Origin of the sequence: Pseudoalteromonas sp. SG44-1 (genome assembly GCF_014164315.1) — a bacterium.
GTDB lineage: Bacteria > Pseudomonadota > Gammaproteobacteria > Enterobacterales > Alteromonadaceae > Pseudoalteromonas > Pseudoalteromonas rhizosphaerae.
Genome location: NZ_JACJEW010000005.1, coordinates 123227 through 145938 on the forward strand (window position 1 = coordinate 123227; position 22712 = coordinate 145938).

The 22712-nt window shown below is 40.6% G+C and carries 24 protein-coding genes; 14 read left to right on the forward strand and 10 right to left on the reverse strand.

Features of this window, described 5'->3' with window-relative positions; genetic code table 11:
• Window position 1 precedes the first annotated feature (1 nt).
• The 6 genes from pta to H5187_RS03950 all read left to right on the forward strand — a co-directional run bounded on the left by pta (window position 2) and on the right by H5187_RS03950 (window position 5447).
• A complete protein-coding gene (gene pta / locus H5187_RS03925; RefSeq protein WP_182759802.1) occupies window positions 2–2152 on the forward strand; it encodes a phosphate acetyltransferase in 2151 nt (716 codons plus the stop codon).
• 224 nt (window positions 2153–2376) lie between these two features.
• The gene (locus H5187_RS03930) at window positions 2377–2775 is read left to right on the forward strand and encodes an ACT domain-containing protein (RefSeq protein WP_145233734.1); all 399 of its coding nucleotides are present in this window, start codon (window positions 2377–2379) and stop codon (window positions 2773–2775) included.
• Window positions 2775–3269 (forward strand): PTS glucose transporter subunit IIA, encoded by a 495-nt coding sequence (locus H5187_RS03935; RefSeq protein ID WP_145233732.1) that lies wholly within the window; start codon window positions 2775–2777, stop codon window positions 3267–3269. The genes H5187_RS03930 and H5187_RS03935 overlap by 1 nt, the downstream gene beginning before the upstream one ends.
• A 5-nt stretch (window positions 3270–3274) precedes the next feature.
• A complete protein-coding gene (locus tag H5187_RS03940) occupies window positions 3275–3622 on the forward strand; it encodes an ArsC family reductase (protein ID WP_182717896.1) in 348 nt (115 codons plus the stop codon).
• Window positions 3619–4749: a succinyl-diaminopimelate desuccinylase gene (dapE, locus tag H5187_RS03945; protein ID WP_182717897.1), complete on the forward strand. Its 1131-nt coding sequence runs from the start codon at window positions 3619–3621 to the stop codon at window positions 4747–4749. Before H5187_RS03940 ends, dapE begins: the two co-directional genes overlap by 4 nt.
• Complete coding sequence (locus tag H5187_RS03950; RefSeq protein ID WP_182717898.1) at window positions 4746–5447, forward strand: M15 family metallopeptidase; 702 nt, start codon at window positions 4746–4748, stop codon at window positions 5445–5447. Before dapE ends, H5187_RS03950 begins: the two co-directional genes overlap by 4 nt.
• Here H5187_RS03950 and H5187_RS03955 read toward each other — a convergent pair.
• Entirely contained in the window at window positions 5428–6309 is an 882-nt protein-coding gene (locus H5187_RS03955) for a DMT family transporter (RefSeq protein WP_182739235.1), read from the reverse strand. The genes H5187_RS03950 and H5187_RS03955 overlap by 20 nt on opposite strands.
• Before the next feature lie 341 nt (window positions 6310–6650).
• Here H5187_RS03955 and H5187_RS03960 point away from each other — a divergent pair, with 341 nt between their 5' ends.
• The 4 genes from H5187_RS03960 to H5187_RS03975 are packed head-to-tail and all read left to right on the forward strand — an operon-like array spanning window position 6651 to window position 9584.
• Window positions 6651–8015, forward strand: a complete 1365-nt coding sequence (locus H5187_RS03960) for a tetratricopeptide repeat protein (RefSeq protein WP_182739234.1) — start codon at window positions 6651–6653, stop codon at window positions 8013–8015.
• An 8-nt stretch (window positions 8016–8023) separates the two neighbouring features.
• Window positions 8024–8449, forward strand: coding sequence for a YcfL family protein (locus H5187_RS03965; protein ID WP_145233718.1), 426 nt, complete (start codon window positions 8024–8026; stop codon window positions 8447–8449).
• An 11-nt stretch (window positions 8450–8460) separates the two neighbouring features.
• The gene (gene lpoB / locus H5187_RS03970) at window positions 8461–9096 is read left to right on the forward strand and encodes a penicillin-binding protein activator LpoB (RefSeq protein ID WP_145233716.1); all 636 of its coding nucleotides are present in this window, start codon (window positions 8461–8463) and stop codon (window positions 9094–9096) included.
• A gap of 20 nt (window positions 9097–9116) precedes the next feature.
• Entirely contained in the window at window positions 9117–9584 is a 468-nt protein-coding gene (locus tag H5187_RS03975; protein ID WP_149981188.1) for a glycine zipper 2TM domain-containing protein, read from the forward strand.
• Between the two features lie 71 nt (window positions 9585–9655).
• On the opposite strand, the gene H5187_RS03980 is transcribed toward H5187_RS03975, so the two are convergent.
• Both H5187_RS03980 and H5187_RS03985 read right to left on the reverse strand, forming a co-directional pair.
• Window positions 9656–10873: a pyridoxal phosphate-dependent aminotransferase gene (locus H5187_RS03980; RefSeq protein ID WP_145233714.1), complete on the reverse strand. Its 1218-nt coding sequence runs from the start codon at window positions 10871–10873 to the stop codon at window positions 9656–9658.
• Window positions 10874–10979: 106 nt separating this feature from the next.
• Window positions 10980–11324, reverse strand: coding sequence for an Hpt domain-containing protein (locus H5187_RS03985; protein WP_145233710.1), 345 nt, complete (start codon window positions 11322–11324; stop codon window positions 10980–10982).
• Between the two features lie 150 nt (window positions 11325–11474).
• Here H5187_RS03985 and H5187_RS03990 point away from each other — a divergent pair, with 150 nt between their 5' ends.
• Together H5187_RS03990 and H5187_RS03995 are read left to right on the forward strand one after the other, a co-directional pair.
• Window positions 11475–12080, forward strand: a complete 606-nt coding sequence (locus H5187_RS03990; protein ID WP_182783626.1) for a tRNA-uridine aminocarboxypropyltransferase — start codon at window positions 11475–11477, stop codon at window positions 12078–12080.
• Window positions 12077–12856 carry a CLCA_X family protein gene (locus tag H5187_RS03995; protein WP_182717904.1) on the forward strand — a complete coding sequence of 260 codons (780 nt, stop codon included), beginning with the start codon at window positions 12077–12079 and terminating at the stop codon, window positions 12854–12856. The genes H5187_RS03990 and H5187_RS03995 overlap by 4 nt, the downstream gene beginning before the upstream one ends.
• Here H5187_RS03995 and H5187_RS25025 read toward each other — a convergent pair.
• The 3 genes from H5187_RS25025 to apbC all read right to left on the reverse strand — a co-directional run bounded on the left by H5187_RS25025 (window position 12807) and on the right by apbC (window position 17214).
• Window positions 12807–15326, reverse strand: coding sequence for a bifunctional diguanylate cyclase/phosphodiesterase (locus H5187_RS25025; protein ID WP_182794438.1), 2520 nt, complete (start codon window positions 15324–15326; stop codon window positions 12807–12809). The two genes, H5187_RS03995 and H5187_RS25025, sit on opposite strands and share 50 nt — an antisense overlap.
• A 217-nt stretch (window positions 15327–15543) precedes the next feature.
• Window positions 15544–16131 (reverse strand): dCTP deaminase, encoded by a 588-nt coding sequence (dcd, locus tag H5187_RS04005; protein ID WP_145233702.1) that lies wholly within the window; start codon window positions 16129–16131, stop codon window positions 15544–15546.
• A 3-nt stretch (window positions 16132–16134) separates the two neighbouring features.
• The gene (gene apbC / locus H5187_RS04010; protein WP_182717906.1) at window positions 16135–17214 is read right to left on the reverse strand and encodes an iron-sulfur cluster carrier protein ApbC; all 1080 of its coding nucleotides are present in this window, start codon (window positions 17212–17214) and stop codon (window positions 16135–16137) included.
• 176 nt (window positions 17215–17390) lie between these two features.
• On the opposite strand from apbC, the gene metG reads away from it, so the two are divergent.
• Window positions 17391–19415: a methionine--tRNA ligase gene (gene metG / locus H5187_RS04015; RefSeq protein WP_149981018.1), complete on the forward strand. Its 2025-nt coding sequence runs from the start codon at window positions 17391–17393 to the stop codon at window positions 19413–19415.
• Window positions 19416–19548: 133 nt separating this feature from the next.
• On the opposite strand, the gene H5187_RS04020 is transcribed toward metG, so the two are convergent.
• The 3 genes from H5187_RS04020 to lepB form a co-directional block, all read right to left on the reverse strand.
• On the reverse strand, window positions 19549–19938 hold the full coding sequence (locus tag H5187_RS04020; protein ID WP_182739230.1) for a hypothetical protein: 390 nt from the start codon (window positions 19936–19938) through the stop codon (window positions 19549–19551).
• Window positions 19939–20053: 115 nt separating this feature from the next.
• On the reverse strand, window positions 20054–20482 hold the full coding sequence (locus H5187_RS04025; RefSeq protein WP_182717908.1) for a hypothetical protein: 429 nt from the start codon (window positions 20480–20482) through the stop codon (window positions 20054–20056).
• Window positions 20483–20829: 347 nt separating this feature from the next.
• A complete protein-coding gene (gene lepB / locus H5187_RS04030; RefSeq protein ID WP_182717909.1) occupies window positions 20830–21480 on the reverse strand; it encodes a signal peptidase I in 651 nt (216 codons plus the stop codon).
• A 163-nt stretch (window positions 21481–21643) separates the two neighbouring features.
• On the opposite strand from lepB, the gene H5187_RS04035 reads away from it, so the two are divergent.
• Complete coding sequence (locus tag H5187_RS04035; RefSeq protein WP_257325865.1) at window positions 21644–22369, forward strand: flagellar brake protein; 726 nt, start codon at window positions 21644–21646, stop codon at window positions 22367–22369.
• Window positions 22370–22423: 54 nt separating this feature from the next.
• On the opposite strand, the gene H5187_RS04040 is transcribed toward H5187_RS04035, so the two are convergent.
• A complete protein-coding gene (locus H5187_RS04040; protein WP_149981015.1) occupies window positions 22424–22678 on the reverse strand; it encodes a DUF2999 family protein in 255 nt (84 codons plus the stop codon).
• Window positions 22679–22712: the final 34 nt, after the last annotated feature.

Consider the following 22712-nt stretch of genomic DNA (forward strand, 5'->3'; position numbering starts at 1 on the left):
TATGGCACGTCGAATTATGCTAGTACCTATCTCTACTGGGGTTGGTTTAACATCGGTCTCAGTCGGGTTAGTGCGTGCATTAGAACAAAAAGCGGTCAAAGTTAATTTTTTCAAGCCCATAGCCCAGCCTCGCTCAGGTGAAACGGGCCCTGAAAAATCAACACAAATTGTCACCCAAGGTTCGCCTATTACACCACCTACTCCCTTTGCACTAAATTATGCAGAGCAAATGATCGGGGATGGTAAAGGTGATGATTTACTTGAAGAAATTGTTGAGCGCTTTGAAAATGCCATAGGCAACGATGTGGTCGCAATTATCGAAGGTATGGTCCCTACTCGCCGCCAACCTTATGCAGGTAGAGTAAACCGCGAAATAGCACAAACTCTCGGCGCTGACATTGTGTTTGTGCTCACTCCTGGTAATGACAGTAACGATCAAATTGAAGACCGCCTAGAAATTGCAGCCGGGTATTATGGCAGTGTTGACCATGCCCGCGTATTAGGCTGTATTTTTAATAAAGTAAATGCACCACTGGATGATGAAGGCAGAGCACGCGCCGATCTCGTGGAAGCACATAAACCCGACGAGCTTGACAATGAGCTCAATCGCTTAGCATCTTTACCTATTTTTAGAAAACATCCGTTTATGTTACTTGGCTCGATCCCATGGGATTTTGAGCTGGTTGCGCCGCGCGTTAAAGATTTATGTGCGTATTTAAAAGCTGACGTGATCAACGAAGGTGATATGGCTCATCGTCGTCTTCGCCGCGTAACATTTTGTGCCAGAACAGTGTCAAATATCTTAAATCATTTCACCCCAGGCGCACTGCTGGTGACCCCAGGCGATCGTTCAGATGTGTTAGTTGCGGCCTGTTTATCAGCCATGAATGGCACTAAATTAGGAGCTATCTTATTAACTGGTGGTTTTAAACCTGAGCCACGGATCATGACCTTGTGCGAACAAGCGATGGCCACCGGCCTGCCAATCCTCAGTACAGATGCTGACACCTGGCGTACTTCATTGCTACTGCATAACTTTAATATGGAAGTACCGTGCGATGACGTACAACGAATTGATAAAGTAAAGCATCATAATGCCAGCCATATTGATTCTGACTGGTTAGATACGCTTGCTAAAAGTGTCGGCAAAACTCGTAAAATGTCACCTCCAGCATTTCGTTATTTACTCACGGATAAAGCCCGCCAAGCGGCAAAAACTATAGTGTTACCTGAAGGCAATGAGCCTCGCACAATAAAAGCCGCCGCTATTTGCGGTCAACGTGGTATTGCGAAGACCATTCTATTGGGCGATCGAGAAGAAATTGAACGTATCGCTATACAACAAGGTGTTGAGCTAAACGAAAATGTAACCATTATCGAACCTCATGATGTGATCAACGACTATGTTGCGCCTATGGTTGAAATTCGTAAAAGCAAAGGCCTGACTGAAGTGGTTGCCCTTGAACAGCTCCAAGACAACGTTGTGCTTGGCACTATGATGTTAGAGCGTGGTCAAGTTGATGGTCTGGTTTCGGGTGCAGTAAATACAACTGCCAACACCATTCGTCCGCCGCTGCAATTAATAAAAACCGCACCAGGGTCATCATTAGTCTCGTCGGTGTTTTTTATGTTGCTGCCTGATCAAGTACTGGTATACGGAGATTGTGCTATTAATCCTGATCCAACCGCTGAGCAATTAGCCGATATTGCCATTCAATCCGCAGACTCAGCCGCCGCATTTGGTATTGAGCCACGAGTAGCGATGATAAGCTACAGCACCGGCACGTCAGGCACTGGGGCTGATGTAGAAAAAGTCCGTCTAGCAACAAAGTTAGCGCAACAAAAGCGCCCTGATCTGATCATCGATGGTCCATTACAATATGATGCAGCGATTATGGAAAATGTCGCACTTAAAAAAGCACCAAATAGTCCAGTGGCTGGTAAAGCGACGGTGTTTATATTTCCAGACTTAAATACCGGGAATACCACTTATAAAGCGGTGCAACGAAGTGCTGATTTGATAAGTATCGGCCCAATGTTGCAAGGTATGCGCAAACCCGTCAATGACTTAAGCCGCGGTGCTTTGGTTGATGATATTGTCTATACCATTGCGCTTACTGCCATTCAAGCGGCACAAGCCGAAAATATTTAATACCATGGGTAAAGTGATTGCGTGGTGATCACTTTACCCTGAGCATTTCTTTAGCTAATAATAATTATAAATAAAATAAATAACTTAGCGTTGTTATACCTCCCTATTCCCAACCTTATCCACAGAAATTGTGGACAACATTGCTCTTTTATTTAAGTAAGATAATCTATACTATTGATCAGTATACACAGATGGGAAGTCTCACAATTAAAAAAGGGGTAGCAATGTCTAAGCAAACGTTACAACTGCATAGTACGGCCTTTACCATTCATAGCCTTGATGTTGATAGCGAGATCCCCGCTGCTTTATTCAAACAATCAATGTTTATTATCGCCAAAACCAACGATGAGTTATCTATTGTTTGCCCTAGCCAGTTCGCCATTGAAAGCCTTGATGCTGAGCACGATTGGCGCGCGTTAGAAGTGATCGGTCCACTTGGTTTTTCATTAACCGGAATAATGGCAAATATTTCTGGAGTTTTAGCCAGAGCAAATATCTCTATTTTTGCTATTTCAACCTACGACACCGATTACGTTTTAGTAAAACAACAGCGTATTAAAGATGCCATCAGCGCGTTAAAAAAAGATGGCTATCAGTTTCTCAATGAGCCCAAATTAACATAATGAAATACACGGATATTAGTTATTTACCACAACGTCAGTTAGCGGCTAACAGTATTGCAATTTGTAGCCCTTTTAGTGGTAAAGTTGCCCCATTAAGTGAGCACCCAGAACCCTTCTTTAGCTACGGCACACTTGGCCCAGGGATTATGGTTGCCCTGAGCAATCATAAAATATTAGCGCCCTTTGATGGTACATTAATGCAAGTAAAAAATGCCGGTACTGAATTTATTTTACAAGCCAACAATGGCTTAAAAGTGCTTCTAAATTTATATTTAGACCAACAGCAACACATTAAACACACTCATATAGCCCAACTCAACGGCAGTAAAATAACCAAAGGGCAACGGCTCGCTTATTTTGATCTTAGAGATCTCAATAGCCCCTTACTTGCCAGCCTTATTTTACTTAACGGGCATCAACTTAAACCAATACATTATTCTTTATCTCAGGTTACAGCTGGGGTAGATACTCTTTTAACACTAACTAAGAAGTAATTAATATGACGACTCTTTACGGCATTAGTAACTGCGACACTATAAAAAAAGCCAAAAAATATTTAACCGATAACAACATTGACTTTAATTTTCATGATTACCGTAAAGACGGCATAAGCCTTGATATGATCACTGAGTTTGCAACGCACATCGACTGGCAAGATCTGGTCAATAAACGTGGCACAACCTATCGCCAATTATCAGATGAGCAAAAACAGAACCTTGATAAAGACACTGCCTTGGCAATTTTGGTAGCACAACCGGCAATGATCAAGCGCCCAGTGCTTATTCGCAACAACAGCTATCATTTAGGTTTTAAACCAGCGCAATACGATGAGATTTTTGCATCATGAATCATCCCGTCATCGAACTTGCGCAAGCCTTAATACAGCGTCGCTCAGTCACCCCTGAAGATGCAGATTGCCAAACTATAATGAATGAGCGATTGGCACAGCTTGGTTTTAATATTGAATCACTGTTTTTTACTGACACCCAAAATACATGGGCGCGAAAAGGCGACAGCTCACCGCACTTTTGCTTTGCAGGTCACACTGATGTAGTACCAACTGGACCAGAAAAGAACTGGCAGCACCCGCCTTTCTCTGGCTTTCTAGCCGATGGCATGTTGCATGGCCGTGGTGCGGCTGATATGAAAGGCTCTTTAGCTGCCATGGTGGTAGCAACCGAGCGATTTGTAACTAAACACCCCGATCATAAAGGCTCAATTTCTTTTTTAATTACCTCTGATGAAGAAGGCCCTTTTATCAACGGCACCACGCGAGTAATCGATACGCTGGAGGCCCGAGGTGAAAAAATAGATATGTGTTTGGTTGGCGAGCCTTCATCGCGTGATGTACTGGGTGATGTCGTTAAAAATGGCCGCCGAGGCTCACTGACTGGCTTTTTAAATGTTAAAGGCATACAAGGTCATGTGGCTTATCCGCAACTTGCTCTAAACCCGATTCATATTGCAGCGCCAATGCTTGCCCAGTTGAGTCAAACGGTATGGGACAACGGCAATGAATTTTTCCCTGCTACTAGTTTTCAGATTTCAAATATTAATGGCGGTACGGGAGCTGGCAATGTGATCCCAGGCGAGCTTGAAGTGCAATTTAATTTTCGCTTTAGTACCGAAGTAACTCATCAGCAACTCCAGCAACGAGTTAACGACATTCTGGCTGAATATGATTTTGCATACGAGCTGAGTTGGATTGTTAACGGTCAGCCATTTATCACCGAAGGCGGCCCGCTTATTGATGCGACGGTTGCAGCCATCAAATCAATAACTGGCTTAAATACCGCACTTGAAACCACTGGCGGTACTTCAGATGGACGTTTTATAGCACAAACCGGCGCTAAGGTTATTGAACTTGGACCACGTAACGACACCATTCATAAAGTGAATGAGTGCGTTAATTGTGATGATCTCATTGCACTTGCTGATATTTACGAGCAAATTCTAGAGCAACTTTTAACATGATCCCTGCTAAGCTCACATCGCAACAGTTGGCTGAGTGTGCCTGTGGTAAAGACGAGCTACTGCTTGTTGATTATCAAGCTCATAAACTGCATAAAGACATTATTGATGACTTTATGCAGTTGCAAAATGCAGCTCGCGATGCAGGCTTTGCACTGACTATTGCATCAAGCTTTCGTAACTTTGAACGTCAAGCATTGATTTGGAATGCTAAATTTAATGGTCATCGACCTGTGCTCAATAAGCAGCAACAGCCAGTTGATTTAGCCTCCATGACAGACATTGAAAAATGCCATGCCATTATGCTTTATTCAGCCCTACCGGGAAGCAGTCGCCATCACTTTGGTACTGATCTGGATATTTTTGACAAAGCCAGTGTTTCTGATGACTATCAGCTGCAGTTAGAGCCGCACGAATACCAAGACAATGGCCCTTTTGCAGCGCTGACCAAGTGGCTTGATAGTCATATAGAAAAGTATGGCTTTTATCGCCCTTATCAACATGATTTAGGCGGCGTTGCGCCTGAACCTTGGCATATTAGCCACATAGTGCAATCTGACATTTTACTACAACATCAGAGTTTAACCGTATTAGCTGATACTATAAATAACAGTCAGCTTGCCGGCAAAGCTGCTATTTTGGCGAATTTGCCGCAACTGTATCAGCGTTACGTGCTGAATGTCAGCCCTGCGGTTGTTTAGCCAGTAAAAAAACCAGCACAGCGCCAAGAATAACTGCGCTGGCAATAACAAACTGAATGCTTAGTTCTTCCGCTAAAAATAACATCCCTGCCAGTGCAGCTATCACTGGCACACAAAGCTGAACCACTGCGGCTTGACTGCTTTTTAATAAGGGTACGGCAACATACCAAACACTATAGCCAATACCCGACGCAAGAGCACCAGATGCACATGCAAGCACGATCCCCTGCCAACTGATCCCCGATAAATAACCAAAACCCACGATCAACAATATCGGTAATGCAAATAAACTACGCACAAAATTAAACGTTGTGGTTTTCAGTGGGGATAGGCACACTTTTCCGCGAATACTGTATATCCCCCACGCAATACCGCTAATAGTCATTAATAATGCAGGGCTCATTGACGGCATCGTTGCCGATGGCAGCATTAAATACACAAAACCAAGGACAGCGATAATAAATGCACACCACTGTACAGTTGTGAGTCGCTCCTTGTTGAAAATCCCCCAGCCAATCATAGTCAATTGAACAGCAGAAAATAAAATCAACGCGCCAGTTCCAGTGTCCAATTCTACATAGGCAATTGAAAAACATAACGCATAAACCAGTAAGCTAACACTGCTGCGCCAACTACCACGTTCATGCTCTGCATTATTAAGATTGTTATCTTCCCTAGCTAAAGACTCTGTTGGTACTGCTTGTATAAGGAAAATAAATCCTAAACACAATGCGCCACTGAATAGCCGCAAAGCTGTGAAATTCCATGGATCAATGTAATTTTGTGCTAATGCCATACGACATAAAAGAGAATTAGCTGCAAATGCCACTAGGGCGAGTACCGTAAACAATGTTGCTTTCAAAGTGATCCTTAGTTTTAATCTTGCTAAGCATTAAACCCTATGAGGTGAGTTATTCTATCGTTTAGTAGTCGGCAACCACTCGAGCCATTAATTTAATCAACATAATAAGAAAATCAGCTACCTGTTTGCCTGAAGTATCTATTTATACAGGATTGCCATAATAGCGCAAAGCTTACCTATTGTTTTGATCATTCGAATGTATCGTGCAACAACTCAGTGACCAATGATCGCGTAACTATTTCTTATAAACACGGTGATTACTACGCTTTTTTACATTGTTTAACATCTCCTCTGGATTAGATTATGCTAATCTGTATTAACGCTTATAAAAGGAGTGCCATGTGCAACGCAGTGTTATTTTTGGCTTTTGTGTCATGCTAAGTGGATGCAGCACCATTGGGTTTAGTGATCTGTTTTCAGATTACGCTACCCAAATGAAGCCTGTACGCCAAGCTATTAAGACCAACAATATCGACCAAGCCCAACAGCTTTTGCCGACTAATGGGCAGTCACATAGTAACTACTTGCTCAATCAATTAGAGCAGGCCCGTTTAAGCAATTTAAATAATCAAAATGAGGCTGCAAAACCACAGTACGAAGCGGTATATCAGCAAATGGAAATAAAACGCCAAGCAGCAAAAATACAAGTAAGCGCAGGGCTTGAACAAAGTAACGCCCTTTTAACCAATGATTCAGTCATTAGCTATACGCCAGCGGCTTATGAAATGAGTATGCTGCACAGTTACCAAGCACTTAATTATATATATCAACATAATATCGAAGGCGCATTAGTCGAAGTTCGCCGTGCAAATAAAGTACAAACAGATGCGTTAACGGCTAATCAAGACGACATAGATGCTAGCGTGAAAGCAGCACAAAAACATTACCCAAGTATGGATGAGGTGATCAAAAACGTAAAAAATGGCTATCAAAATGCGTTTACATTTTATCTGTCAGGTTTGCTCTATCAAAGTAATAAACAATACGATGATGCATATATAGATTATAAAAAGGCACTAGAGATCAACCCTGAAAACACCTATTTGCAGCAGGTTGTGCTGCAATTAGCAAAACAGCAAGGGTTTGATCAAGATTTTTCCGAGTATAAAAAACGCTTTGCTGAATTACCAAAACAAGTCGCCAACAGCGGTGATGTTGTGGTCTTGATCGAACAAGGTTTAGTGCCAGAAAAAGATGAATTTGTGTTGCGTCTGCCTATTTATACATCCGGTGGTGATGCCCGTTTTTATAGCTTAGCGATGCCCGTTTATAAAGATAGAGCTTATATACCAGCGGTTAGTGATATTAGTATCGGAACACAGATTTTACCTTTGAGTCCATTGGTAAGAATAGAAGCGTTAGCGGCTAAAACACTTGAAGAGCAAACACCTGCAAGAGTATCGAGGCAAATACTGCGGTTAGTCGCTAAAGAAAAAGTACGGGCAGAGCTGGCTAGAAGTGGCGGCGATGTGGGTAATATACTCGCTAATCTATACAACCTAGCCTCTGAGCAAGCAGATACCCGCAGTTGGTTAACTTTACCTAATCAAATAAGTGTTGCGCGCACCCAGTTAACAGCAGGAGACCATGTTTTAAAACTTGCCAATCAGAAAGACATAAACTTTACGGTTAGTAAGCAAGGGTTAACCTTGATTTATCTAACCTCTATTAACAACTATTTTAATTCCCATGTAGTGCAACTTTAGGAGCTATCATGAAATATTTAGTGCCATTATTAACGGTCTGTCTACTTGCTGCCTGTACCAGTAGACCGACTACATCAGGTATAAGTGTTGAACAAGCTTCAGCGCAATACCAACAACAGCTAAAAGTCGATAATCCTGCACTAGGTAAAAAGCTGGCCATTAGTGATGTAAAAACTCGCCAAACGAATCAATTAACTGATGTTGTTGTCACACTTTCGAGTCAGTATAAAAAATCACAATATTTACAGTATCAATTTACCTGGTATGACGGCGATGGTTTTGTGATCAAAGGCAATCATTCTCCTTGGCAATCATTGACTTTATTTGGTTTTGCTAACGTGCAACTGCCAGGCCTTGCACCTACATCTGATGCGGTTACATTTTCATTAGCGGTACGCGAAGTATCGACACAAGCACAAGAATTTAAAGATTAAAGGACACCATTATGAATACAGTAAACACAACTAAAAAACCAACGCTTAAAACACTCTCGGGTTTTGCGTTGTTAGGTTTGAGTGCGCTTGCCCTTAGTGGCTGTGCCAATAAAGCCGTAGTCAGCTACGGAGACGCACAAGCTGTAGAAACAACTGATATTAACTTCGGTTCAACTGACTTACAAAAAGTCGCCAGCCAAATGACGGATTCACTGCTGGCATCACCTGTGGTCGGCACATTAACAGCTAATACTCGACCAATCGTATTTGTTGAACGTATAAAAAACAAAACCAGTGAACACATTGATACTGAATCAATTACCGATTCAATTTCAACACAATTATTGCGCAGTGGTAAATTTCGTTTTGTTGATATGGGCCGCGTAGAAGCCGCTCGAGAACAATTGAACTTTCAAAATGATGATGCCCTAGTAGACCCAACTAAAGCGATTGCATTTGGCCAACAAGTTGGCGCGCAGTATATGCTCTATGGCAACCTGTCGAGCATCGTAAAATCGAATGCTGATAAAGCCGACGTATACTATAAATTCACAATGCGCTTAATGGATTTAAAAAGTGGCTTAGTAGAATGGGCGGACGAAACAGAAATTCGTAAAACCCGCGAAAAATCAACCTTTGGCTGGTAATTCAGCTGAGGAGGTAAATGATGAATAAACTCATACTTGGGCTGTGTACAGCCCTGCTCATCAGTAATCCAAGCTTTGCCGCATACGAACGCAATAAAGCCGTTCCTGTCCAGCAAGTACTATTTGGCAGTGTTCAATCTGTACGTAATATTACCGAGCAAGAACTTGTTCAAGACAAAAATAGTGGCTGGAAAACCTTTGGCGGTGCATTACTTGGTGGCGTTATTGGTAACCAATTTGGCGGCGGCAGTGGTCGCACCGCAGCGACTATTCTAGGCTCGGTCATCGGTGGCAGTGTGGCGAACAACAGGCAACAAAGCAGCCATTATAATCAATACCACTTAGTCGAGTTAATGATCAAAGTTGAAAACGGTGAACAATTTATGGTGGTACAAGACAAAGACAATCAAATGATATTTAGAACTGGCGACAGCGTGCGCTTAGTATATTTATCAGATAATACAGTCCGCGTTGATAAAGCCTATTAAGCTATTACATTAAACTAAAAAGCGAGCAGTATTAATGCTCGCTTTTTAGTATTTATAACTTTATTACTACGTTAGCTTTGTCTGTAATCGCTGAAAAAGCGTTGCATCTTACTCATAGCAGTCGTTAAATCATCTTTGTTAGGTAAAAATACCAATCTGAAATGATCTGGATTTGGCCAGTTAAATGCTCTTCCGTGAACCAGTAAGATCTTTTCTGCTTTGAGTAAATCTAAAATCATTTTTTCATCATTTTTGATATTAAAACGCTCAGTATCTACTTTGGCAAATGCGTACAATGCTCCTTTTGGTTTTGCACACGAAATACCTTCTATCGCATTTAAACCACGCCATGCAATATCACGTTGTTCGTATAAACGCCCACCGGGATTTATTAAATCATCAATCGACTGTACGCCACCTAATGCTTGCTGGATCGCATATTGTGCCGGCACATTGGCACATAAACGCATAGAGGCTAAAATATCTAAACCTTTACGTAAATCATCCATCAATGCAGTACGGCCACTTAATACCATCCAGCCCATACGCAAACCCGCTGCGCGATAGGTTTTTGCTAAGCCATTAAAAGTAATTATCGGCACATCATCACACAGTGCACCAATGGAGCTGTGCGTGATCCCATCGTATAAAATCTTCTCATAGATTTCATCACTCAATAACAATAATTTATGTTCACGTGCAATATCAATTAACTGCTGTAAAAGTGCGTCGTCGTATACTGCACCCGTCGGATTATTAGGGTTGATCAGCACTAATGCTTTAGTTTTTGACGTGATTTTACTGCGAATATCAGCAATATCAGGGAACCAATCTTGCTCTTCATCACATAGGTAATGGACTGGATTACCACCCGCAAGTTTGACTGAAGCGGTCCACAATGGATAATCAGGTGCTGGGATCAACACCTCATCATCATTATTCAGCAAAGCTTGGGTCGTCATTTGAATTAATTCACTGACCCCATTACCAATATAAATATTATCGACGTCTAGGTTATATAAACCACGTTGTTGGTAGTGCTGATAAATAGCCACACGGGCTGAGTAGAGGCCTTTGGAGTCACAATAACCTTGGGCTGAATACAAGTTACGAATAATATCGCGGTGCATATCTTCAGGCATATCAAACCCAAATGCCGCAGGATTACCAATATTCAATTTTAAAACTTTTTGGCCTTCATCTTCCATTTTGCGAGCCTGAACTAACACCGGCCCACGAATGTCATAACAAACGCCTTGTAATTTATGACTCTTTTTAATTTCTGACATTTTTACCTCTACTAGTGGAACAGCTAGATTAACCTAGTAGAGGGGCTAAATACCAGTGGATTTAATACCTCAAAACTGAAATAAATTCACGTCTGGGTATAGCTAACTAACGGCTTTGTAACCAATCAGTTAACTTAGCGGCTGATCCGGCAACTTGGTTGTCAAGCTGCTGAGCTGCCGCAAGCGCCTGAGAAACATCATTATTATTTAAGCTTTGTTCAATTTCTCTGGCCACCTGAGATAGACTGCTGGCACCAAACTGCGCGGCATTTGATTTTAAACTATGAGCATGGCGACTTGCGACTTGGATATCACTATGTATTGTAGCCAATACTTCAGAGCCTAATCGTTCAAATTCAGCACAACAAAAAGTCAGCGTATCGCTAAATTGCTCGCCTAATAACGATTCCATACTTTCCAATGCGCTTTCATCAATGACTATTGTATTCATTATTCATCCTTTTGTATTTAGCAACACTAAACCAGTAACTTATACTATTTTTATACTTTATCGTTCTATAGAAAAAAAACCAACTAATTGTCTCATTAAGCGTATAATTAGCGGGTTTTTCAACTTATTGCTACTAAACAAGATTCTTTTATGTCCCGTTCTTTGTGTGTTAATTGTAAATTTAGTCTACAAACGTGTCTTTGTGAAGATTTGTCGGTACTGGAAAATAAACTCAAAGTTATAATTTTGCAGCATCCTAGCGAAGTAAAGATCACTAAAAACACCGCCCGTTTACTCACATTGTGCCTAACGCAATACGACATCATGGTAGGAGAAACGCAGGCTGATTTTGCACAACTAAACACACTACCCGTTGCCACAACTGCATTACTCTACCCTGATGATAATGCCATCTTACTGGATGATGAAAGTACCGCAGCACCACAATTTAAAAGCCGGTTAAGTCATCTAATTGTAATCGATGGCACCTGGAAAAAAGCATTTAAGATCATGCAACTTACCCCAGCCCTTGCGGCTTTTAAAAAGGTCAGCTTTACGACGATCCCACAAAACCGATATCGTATTCGCAAAGCTCCCCGTGCAGATAGCCTCTCCACATTAGAAGCGGTTGCACATAGTTTAGCCTTGATTGAACATATTAACCCTGAGCCTTTATATCAGGCACTGGAAGCGCTCAACAGCAAACAAACCCAGTTTATGCCTGAGCATATTAAAGCGCGTTATCAAGCCAAATGAGTGCCAGCAATCGCTTAAAGCGCGGGTTTTACCGCCAAGGACCGGATTACCGATTTGATGACCAAGTTGACTTTAGTGATATCCGCGATACATTTGGTTTTCGTACTATGGTGGTGGGTAAATGGGTCACCAAAGAAGAACGCTTTATTAGTGCTAATTTAATTTACGACGCACTAGCCGATTTAGCGCAAATACTGCAAGTGCCGCCAAAGACCATTGGTCTGAGGGGGAAACTCAATTTTGCTTTTGGCCATGGCGGGCAACAACACGTCCAAGCACATTATAATAGCCGTACTCGTACCCTTGCGCTGGCAAAAAATGCAGGCGGTGGCGCGCTGGCGCATGAATGGTTTCATGCGTTTGATCATCACATAACTAAACACATATTTCCCCAGCATTCGCCACAGCATTTTGCCTCTAAACTTTGGCTGGAGCACACGATTGGGCAAAGTCACCCACTAAACTTAGCATTAAATAAGTTTTACCAAGGGGTATTTCTAGAACCAACCGGTCAACACGCTAATCAGTATGTATTAGATTGTATAGAATTTGATAAACGCCATCAGCAGTTTTATATGAGTATGCCTGAAGAGTTAGCTGCACGTAGTTTTGAAGCTTGTATTGCTTGTAATGAGCAGATCGTTAATCACTTTTTAGTCTCTGGGCTCAATAACTCAGCGCTAATTTACCCTAAGCGCGATAGCTTAAAAATTTGTAATAACGCGCTCAATGATTATTTTTCCCAATTAGGTCAACTACTTTTTCAAGATCATTGACAAATACGGTGGTGGTTTCAAGATTTTCTTCAAGCCACTGCATGTAATCGTCAAACGGTAATGGCCGTGAAAAAAAGTATCCCTGACCAACTTCACAGCCATAGCTTTGTAATTTAGCCATACTTTGGCTATCTTCTATCCCTTCAGCCACTACGTATGAACCCAGTGATTTGGCAATATCACAGGTAGCACGACAAATTGTTTGATCATTTTTAGAGTATTCAATATTCATTACAAATTGCTTATCTATTTTTATTTCATCAAAGCCCATTTTGCTCAAATACGCGAGTGACGAATACCCCGTGCCAAAGTCATCAATTGCTATTTTAACGCCAATTAAACGGTAATCATTCAGGGCATTTTTTATATCAACCCCCTCAAAGAGTGTTGCCGATTCCGTTAGTTCTAACATTACATTAGCCGGGTTGAGTTGATGCTCATTCAACAACGTTATAAATAACACGGGTAAATCTTTACGCAGCAAATCTTTAGCCGAAATATTGATAGATACAATATGCTCAGGCAATAATACAATCATTTTCTTTTGATATTGCAGTGCTTGCGTAATAACCCATTCGGTTAAATCTGAAATTATCCCTGATGATTCAGCAATAGGGATAAATAAATCAGGGGGAACATTACCCAATTGTGGATGCTCCCAACGTAATAAAGCTTCCGCGCCGTACACTTTACCGGTGTTTAGATATATCTGTGGTTGAAAAAATAAACTAAGCTGATCGCATTCAATGGCTTCTTTTAGAGCTGATGCAATCGCAATGCGCCGTTGCGATAACGTCACATTCTCTATATTAAACATATGCCAGCGTTCACCATGAAGGGGTTTAACCGCCAGTGCTTGCAGCCCTCGCTGGACTAGTTGTAATGAGGTACTGGCATGTAAGGGATAATTTGCTACACCGATTTCAACTTTATCAATTAAGTGAATGCGTTGATGAGTGAGACCCTCAGCAAAAACGCTATTGATCACACATACAAACTGCTCTACTTGGCTTAATTCTAACTTGCCGACTATTACAACCCCATAGGTGCTGTCATCTAACCTGGCAATACAACGGCTATGCTGATGGTTAGCTTCAACACACAGTACATTCATTGAGGCTAATTGCTGGGCTAATTTGCCCATGGTTAATTTTATCTGCTCATTTACATGTTCATAGCCAAAATTTGCTCGAGCATTAATCAGTACAGCAGGCCTAAATAACAGTAAAGAATGCTCTGTTGATAATTTCACCTGACTATCAAGACGCTCTATTAGTAACTGTTTATTAGGTAGTTTTGTATCATCGTCGTGAGTGAGGCTGTAGCTATATTGCATAACACACTTACGCTCGTGAATGAGTAACACCATCACAAAAGTAATTACATTTAGCACCAGTAACATATCATTAAGTTGCTGTATCTGTGCACCAGCCACCAGCGTTGCTTGCCAACATAAAGTTTGTAAAGCCACTGCAAACCAAACCAGTACAAACTTAAATTGCATCGCTTTTTTGGTATTACTAAGCCAATAAAAAAATAAATAACTCATCACCACCAACATAGAACCCAAACACACGGTCACTACAGCAAACTGCACTGATTGCTTCATAAAACAGCTAAATAGTGCTGCAACACAAAATAAGCTTATATAAACTGTTAACTTATCTTGTCGAGCGTTTAAATGATTTTGCGACTGTAAATAATGAATAAAGTAAAAGTTGACCACCCCTAAGGCTATAACTTGAAATGAAAACTGTAACTTTGTGTACCATAAAGACGCAAATTCAATATTAAAGTAATTCAACACCCCTTTTGCTATTAAAAACTCACTTAATACACACACTAGGTAAGCAAGTAAATAAAGCGATTTTGCTTGATGAGATAAACCGTATACAGTGCCAACAACGGCAAGACACAGCAGTAATAGCCCGGTAATTAAAAAGAAATTTCGCAGTTTCTTGTTTATCAAATTGGCAAATTCATTACCAGTTGCAAGGCCAATGCTCAGCCTGTCATCTTCACTATGGCGAGCGTAAATTACAGCCCAACGAGCCTCATCTTTAGGTAACAGTGCGTGTGGCAGTACTTTATCAACATAACGGTATGCATCATTTTTTACTTCAACTAACGGGTTGAAACTCTCATCAAGAATATAAAAATTAAGCTGCGCTAAATGGGAATTGTCTGCATAAATCACCTCAACTTTTGATTGCGACCGTTTATTTAAATCAACAATAAACCAATAACCTTGCTCTGCCTTGATACGAACATGTGATAAATCTGTTTTTGAATCGGTAGTGACAACTTGTTCTAGTAAGGGTTTGGTAGTTTGAAAGGGCGTATTTGCTGGCACTAACCAGCCACTGGCAGACACTTCATCAGCCATCACAGACGCTGTAGCAGTAATGCTTAACAGTATTAAAAAAATCTTTATACAATATGCTCGCGCTAATATGCTTGCCTGATCCACTGTCACTCCATGTGCATTGAATAAATAGTAAATTATAAAAAGATAATTAAAGTATGGAGGTATTAAATGAAATAGCCAGTAAATAACCTGAACCGTGGATAATATATCAATAAAATGCTTAAGCAGTTTTTATGGTAGTAAAATCGAGTGAGTGTATTTCCAAGCAATAAAAAAGGCCTATCAAGTGATAAGCCTTTATTTTAAAAATATATTTTAATTAGTTACTATCATCACTAATACGACTTGCAACTGCGCTGGTTTGATCTTTATATTTGGCATCTTTGCGTGTATTGTACGGATTTTCAGCAGGACCTGACATGGTCTCAAAGCTCATAGCGCCGATTTTCATCATTGGTCGTAATGCCAACGGCAATTTACCGGAGTTATAAAACTCTAACACGATATTACCAGACCAACCGGGATCAATCCGATGGGCCGTCACATGCACCATTAAACCTAGACGTGCCAAAGATGAACGGCCGTCAAGCCAGCCAACGATATCTGCCGGCAACGTGACTTTTTCATAGGTCATCGCAAGGGCTAATTCACCTGGGTGTAAAAAGAATGCATCGCCCTCTTTTAACACTATTTCATCGCTCATTATTGATTCCATTGCTTTATTAAGCTGATCTTTTGGACCACTTAAATCAACATAAGCTGCTGTATGATCTTGAAATACACGAAACTTATTACCTAAACGTAAATCTGCCGTTACCCCAGAAATCATTTCATCGGTCGGACTTGGCTCAATAATAATACGCTGTTGGGCAATATATTCTTTAATATGGGTATCTGATAATCTCATTAGTTAATCATCCGTAATCACAATTTCGACTGAATTATGATGGGGTTGTTGATAGTAAAGCATACTGGCAATCAGCCGCGCAGCGTCAGCATAAGTTTCACTCACCGCAGCCTGATTATCCATGGCGATTAATTTGCCTTGCTCTGAGTATTCGCGAATATCAATCGCCAAAGGAATTTGCGACAACACTGGCACACCATGACGCTGAGCTAATTTTATTGCGCCATCCTTTCCAAATACATGGTTTGGTTCGCCGCAGTGTGAGCACAAAAAATGACTCATATTTTCAATCAAGCCCAATACTGGCACATTCACTTTATTAAACATGGCAATGCCTTTTTGCGCATCAGCAAGTGCTAAATCTTGCGGAGTCGTCACAATCACCGTGCCACTGGCAGGTACTTTCTGACTCATAGTAAGTTGAATATCCCCAGTTCCTGGTGGCATATCTACAATCAGGTAATCAAGCTCACCCCATGCAGTTTCATTTAACAGTTGCGTTAATGCGCCCGACGCCATCGGTCCGCGCCAAACTGTGGCATCATCACTAGGCACTAAAAAGCCAATTGATTGTGCTTTGATGCCATTAGCGTCAAATGGTAGCAATTGCTTGTCATTTTTAGCCGTGGGTGTTGCTCCTTCAAGGCCTAGCAACATTGGAATAGACGGGCCATAAATATCCGCATCTAAAATCCCCACTTTCGCGCCTTCAGCTTTGAGTGCGCCCGCTAAATTTACCGCGGTGGTTGATTTACCCACACCACCTTTGCCTGATGCAATCAACACAATATGTTTTATCGCTTTGAACTTACATGCTTCAGTCAGCTCAATGCTTGCGTTAATTGTCACTGCTTGATTAAGTTGTTGGCTTACAAACGCTGCTACCTTTGGCATTTCAGATAACGCAGCAAATGGCAGCGTTAAATGAAGCAATATTGATTTATCATTTTTTGATTCAATGCTTTTAATGAATTTTTCATCAATGCCGACAGCAAAAGCGGCACTGCGATACCCTGCTAAGGCAGTAAGAATCGGTTGTTTTTGCACCGATTTAGAGGAGAATAGTTTCGACAATCCAAACATAACAATAAAATAGTGTTTCTTTGATGAAAATTGCCTCGGAATTATGTAACATTCAGGGCATTAACACCAGTCAATTAATGAAAATCGGCCAACCACGAAGGTGTTTCCTTTAGGTTTGCTGATAATATTATGATTTTCATCCGTTCCTTAACAGGAACCGTCAATTCGGAATGATTATGGCACAGCGAAAGATCCTCATTACCAGTGCATTACCTTATGCCAACGGCCCAACACATTTAGGCCATTTATTGGAATATATTCAGACTGATATCTGGTCACGTTTTCAAAAACTACAAGGCCACGAAGCTTATTATGTTTGCGCCGACGATGCCCATGGCACGCCAATTATGCTCAATGCACAAAAGCAAGGGATCACGCCGGAAGAAATGGTAAAAAATGTCAGCATTGAACGTCAACGTGACTTTGCAGACTTCAATATTAAATTTGATAACTACCACAGCACCCACAGCCAAGAAAACAAAGAATTCAGCGAGCTTATTTATAATCGCTTAAACGATGCCGGTCATATCAAAAAGCATACTATTTCACAGTTATTTGACCCTGAAAAAGGCATTTTCTTACCCGATCGCTTTGTAACTGGTACGTGCCCAACTTGTAAGTCTGAAGACCAAAATGGCGACAGCTGTGACGCATGTGGCGCAACATATAGCCCAACAGAGCTTATCAACCCGCGCTCTGTGATGTCAGGTGCTGAGCCAGTACTTAAAGACTCTGAGCATTACTTTTTTGACCTGCCAGCATTTGAAGGCATGTTAAAAGAGTGGCTTCACTCCGGCACTATTCAGCAAGAAATGGCTAACAAACTAGACGAATGGTTTGCCGATGGCCTGCAACAGTGGGATATCAGCCGCGATGCGCCCTACTTTGGCTTTGAAATCCCTGGTGCGCCTGGTAAATATTTTTATGTCTGGCTTGATGCGCCAATTGGTTACATGGCCAGCTTTAAAAACTTATGCGACAAACAAGGCATCGACTTTGATGCATTTTGGCAAGAAGGCTCTGACGCTGAGCTTTACCACTTTATCGGTAAAGATATTATCTACTTTCACAGCTTATTTTGGCCAGCAATGCTTGAAGGCGCAAAATTCAGAAAGCCAACCAATGTATTCGCGCATGGTTTTGTAACGGTTAATGGCGCTAAAATGTCTAAATCGAAAGGCACGTTTATTAAAGCGCGTACATATTTAGACAACCTCGACCCTGAGTTTTTACGTTATTACTACGCTGCTAAACTTAACAGCGGCATCACCGATCTTGACTTAAACTTAGAAGACTTTGCACTACGTGTAAATTCAGACTTAGTTGGTAAAGTGGTTAACATTGCCAGCCGTTGCGCCGGTTTTATTACTAAAAAGTTTGACGGTAAATTAAGTGACACTGTCATGGAGCCGCAATTATTAGCTGAATTCCAAGCAGCTACCGATACCGTTGCTCAGCACTATGAAAACCGTGATTATAGCCGTGCTATTCGTGAAATAATGGCGCTTGCTGATAAAGCAAACCAATTTATTGATACCTCAGCACCATGGGTATTAATCAAAGACGAAACGAAACAAGAACAAGCTCACCAAGTGTGTTCGCTTGGGCTTAACTTATTCCGCGTGCTAATGACTTACTTAAAACCAGTATTACCGGGTATGGCGGCAAACGTAGAAGACTTCTTAAATGATGATCTATCTTGGCAAGGCGCGCAAACTGCGCTTGTTAGCCACCCGATCAATAAATTTAAACCGTTAATGCAACGTGTAGAAATGGATAAAGTAAATAAAATGGTCGAAGAATCAAAAGAAAGCTTACTCGCTGCAAAAGACAAAATCGATCCAAACAGCCCTTTGGCAAAAGAGCCTATTGCAGCTGAAATCGAATTTGACGATTTTGCCAAAGTAGATTTACGTGTAGCTAAAATAGCCAAAGCAGAGCACGTTGAAGGCGCTGATAAGCTACTTAAACTAACGCTCGACTTAGGCGGCGAAACACGCCAAGTATTTGCTGGTATTAAATCAGCTTATGCGCCAGAAGATATTGAAGGCAAACTAACGGTTATGGTTGCCAACCTGAAGCCACGTAAGATGCGCTTTGGCATGTCAGAAGGCATGGTACTAGCAGCAGGCCCTGGCGGTAAAGAAATCTATATTTTAAACCCAGACGACGGCTCAGAGCCAGGTATGCGTGTAATGTAATTCGACTTTAACTAGTTAACACTAAAAAGCCGTTGTTTTAAACAACGGCTTTTTTAATTGCCACAACAAATTGTTTTTCCAGCACATAAAATTGTAGGTGCTGAAGTTAGCGACCTGCGGCTACCCGGTTAACTTAAAGTTTGGATGACCATAGCCAAATCATATAATTGGTAAAAGAAAAAATTATAAGTGGCATACCGAAAAACATTAGACCAAAATAAGGCCCTGTTAGTGCTGATATTAAGTAGTAACCTACACCTTTAAAAGGCTCACCTGAAATTAACTCAAATATACTTCTTAAAAAGCTCGATAAATACAGAGCTAGAAAGCCCATGCCCAAACCTAAAAGCTGTACTTGGTACTTTTTGGTTTGTCTGTGAGTTATTGGAGCAAAGTAATAGCCAACTATAAACCCTGAAAGTGCGCAAAAGCTACCGACGAGATCTGTGCCCAGCCAAATGAATAGTGGCCAACTGGCGAAAGATAAGATGACTGCATATTTCAGCCTTTCAGAAACTCTCAATATGGGCACCATGTTTAGTTAAGTTAACACGCGCATAAATTGCGGAAAATGCTTGGCTATAATTAGCGAAGAATGAGCGCCAGCCAAGCGTTTGAAGTCATTTCTGATGCGTTTATTATACCTTCTTTATCGGTAATTCACTTATTTTATAGACTCGAAAAGGTCCCATACAAAAAGTGATTAAGCCATCATTTTTCTTCGGAGCTCGGTAATTCACAGTAATATAAGCCTCATTTATCGTATCAGTCTTAATTGTAAAGGTTGATACTTTATAATCAGCTAGCTCATGATTGCTTTCAAAAGCATGTGGTTCAGAAATAATTGTAGGAACATACAAGGTTACCCTATCAATTTCACCTAGAGAGATTACAGCTCTTACAGCCTCAGCAACACCATAATTAACAGGGTAATAAACCGTTATTTCTGATAAATCAGCGAAATTATCTTGAGTTATAAACGCCGCTACTTTCTTTATTTCGCTTTTTTTATCACAAGAAAAAGTTGATATTGAAGTAAATAAAAATAACAAAACTAAAAGTTTCACTGAGCTTCCTTGAAGGTATAACAATTTTATCTACGACATTTATCTTTTTACAAACAGAAAAATATCCATATATTATAATGCATTTATCTTAGCTATCAAACAGATACCTGTAAACAACTAGTTAACTTCACCTCATTTTTTACAAATGCAGCAATATACAAAAATGCTAGAGATCAGTAATATCTGACAAAATCATAAACACTATTTTTATATACAGTTTATTGTTAGGTGAGAGTCAACAACGCTAAATTTAATCGCTAAGCTATTTTAAGTTTTAGCGCTGTTATTTTTTGCACTACTATCTTTTATCAGTGCTATCCTTTACCAGACTATAACAGCGCTTACTATTACTGTAATTCTTTTAGAAGCCTGTTTTTACGTGGTAAATAATAGTCATCGTAATCCAGTGAAACTATCACCCGCTTTGCCCTTCCGAGCAATTCAGCTCTTGGTACTAAGCCTATTACTCGTGAATCAGCACTGTTATCACGGTTATCCCCCATTGCTAAATACATATCTGTAGGGATGATAAGAGGATCAAAATTTTGCATATAAGAGCGCTGCTTAGCGAGTTTTACGGTATGTTTTATGCCATGCAAATTCTCTATTTCCACTCGGTTTATGGCGGTTTCAGCTACAGTTTCGTAATTAAGCTTTTCACCATTAATAACAAGTTGATTATTAACTAAAGCAACAGTGTCGCCCGGTACACCTATTACTCTTTTTATTAGGCGATTTTGTGCCGCAACAGAATCAAATACAATAATATCACCGGCCTGTGGCTCGGCTAGTTTAACCAGCGAAATTTTAGTAAAAGGCACTCGTAGGTCATACGCCATTTTATCTGTCAATATACGGTCGCCCTCAACAATGGTTGGCTGCATTGAACCTGTGGGTACTTCGTACCAGTCAGCCACTGCACTTCTAAAAACACACATCAGCGAGATAAATACGATTAACGAGCGGTTATTTTTCCATATTTTATAAAGGTATTTCACAGTTTTGTTCCATAAGTTAGTATGTTATTTAATAGACAAAGCAGATATTTATCAGTTCAATCAACTTTGTAACAAGGCGTGTATTACTTTTATTAATTAAGGCTTATAAACTAATACCAGTCGTTTTTCGTAGTGATTTTTTAGTTCTTTTGATGGATACTATTTGGAAACAAATAATAATAACTACGTATATATGGAAATTACACAAGACAGACCAGCGCAAGCTAGCAAAGCTAAGTTTTGCTTAGACTTACTGCCAGGTAAATTAATCGACATTCAGTTCACCAACCCATTAAGTGTCAGATTTAAACTCTCTTTAGTTGGCTATGAAGCTGGTAAGTATTTAATTTTAAAGTACCCTGTCCAAGCAAAAAAAAGCCAATATGCTGATGTGTTAAAAGAAGGCAATGGCGCAATTGTACGCTATATAGTCGAAGGTGAACGTGGGGAGTGCGTCGCTTTTTCGACCACTATATTAGCTATTTCTTTTCGACCAGAAAAATTACTTTACCTTGCTTACCCTAAGAATATTGAGAGTAGGCAACTGCGTGAAGTCAGCCGTTTACAAACCCATATACCAGCAAAGATTAGCATTAATAAATCGCATACTTATGACAGTGAAAATCTATTGCAAGGTTTGATCATCGATATTTCACCGACTGGTTGTCGCTTTACTGTGCATGTTAATTCAGGGTTTTTAGCGCTTAAAAAACGCCCCGTGTTTGTGCATGTTCTATCGCCTATCGACAACAGTGCCGTGGTGATCAGTGCGCATGTGCGCAACAATCAAATGCAGGGAGATCGTTTAAGTGTGGGCATCGAGTTTGCCGCACATGAACAACAAAAAATGCAAAACTTATTGGCCGCTTACACGATAGACATTGCTTAATAATTGCATGCTTAACAAATGAGAGTAACTAAATGTACTCTCATTGATAGCTCGTTATTGGTTTTTCAACTGCTGCTTAGCTTTTTCAAGCTCACCTTCACCAATACCAAGTGAATCAGCGGCTTCTTTGATTAAATGAGGCTGAGTCATTACCAAGCCCATTAGTGCTTGTAACTTCTCTGGTGGAATACCGAGTTGCTGCACAAGTGCCATTGCCATCATTGGGTTTTGAGTAAATGCTTGAAAAAGTTCGTGTACTTTTTCATCGCTAACATTGTGCTCTTTTAATGTTGCTATAATTGGGTTCATGTTTTTGCCTTAAATCGCTTTATAGTTGCCCATA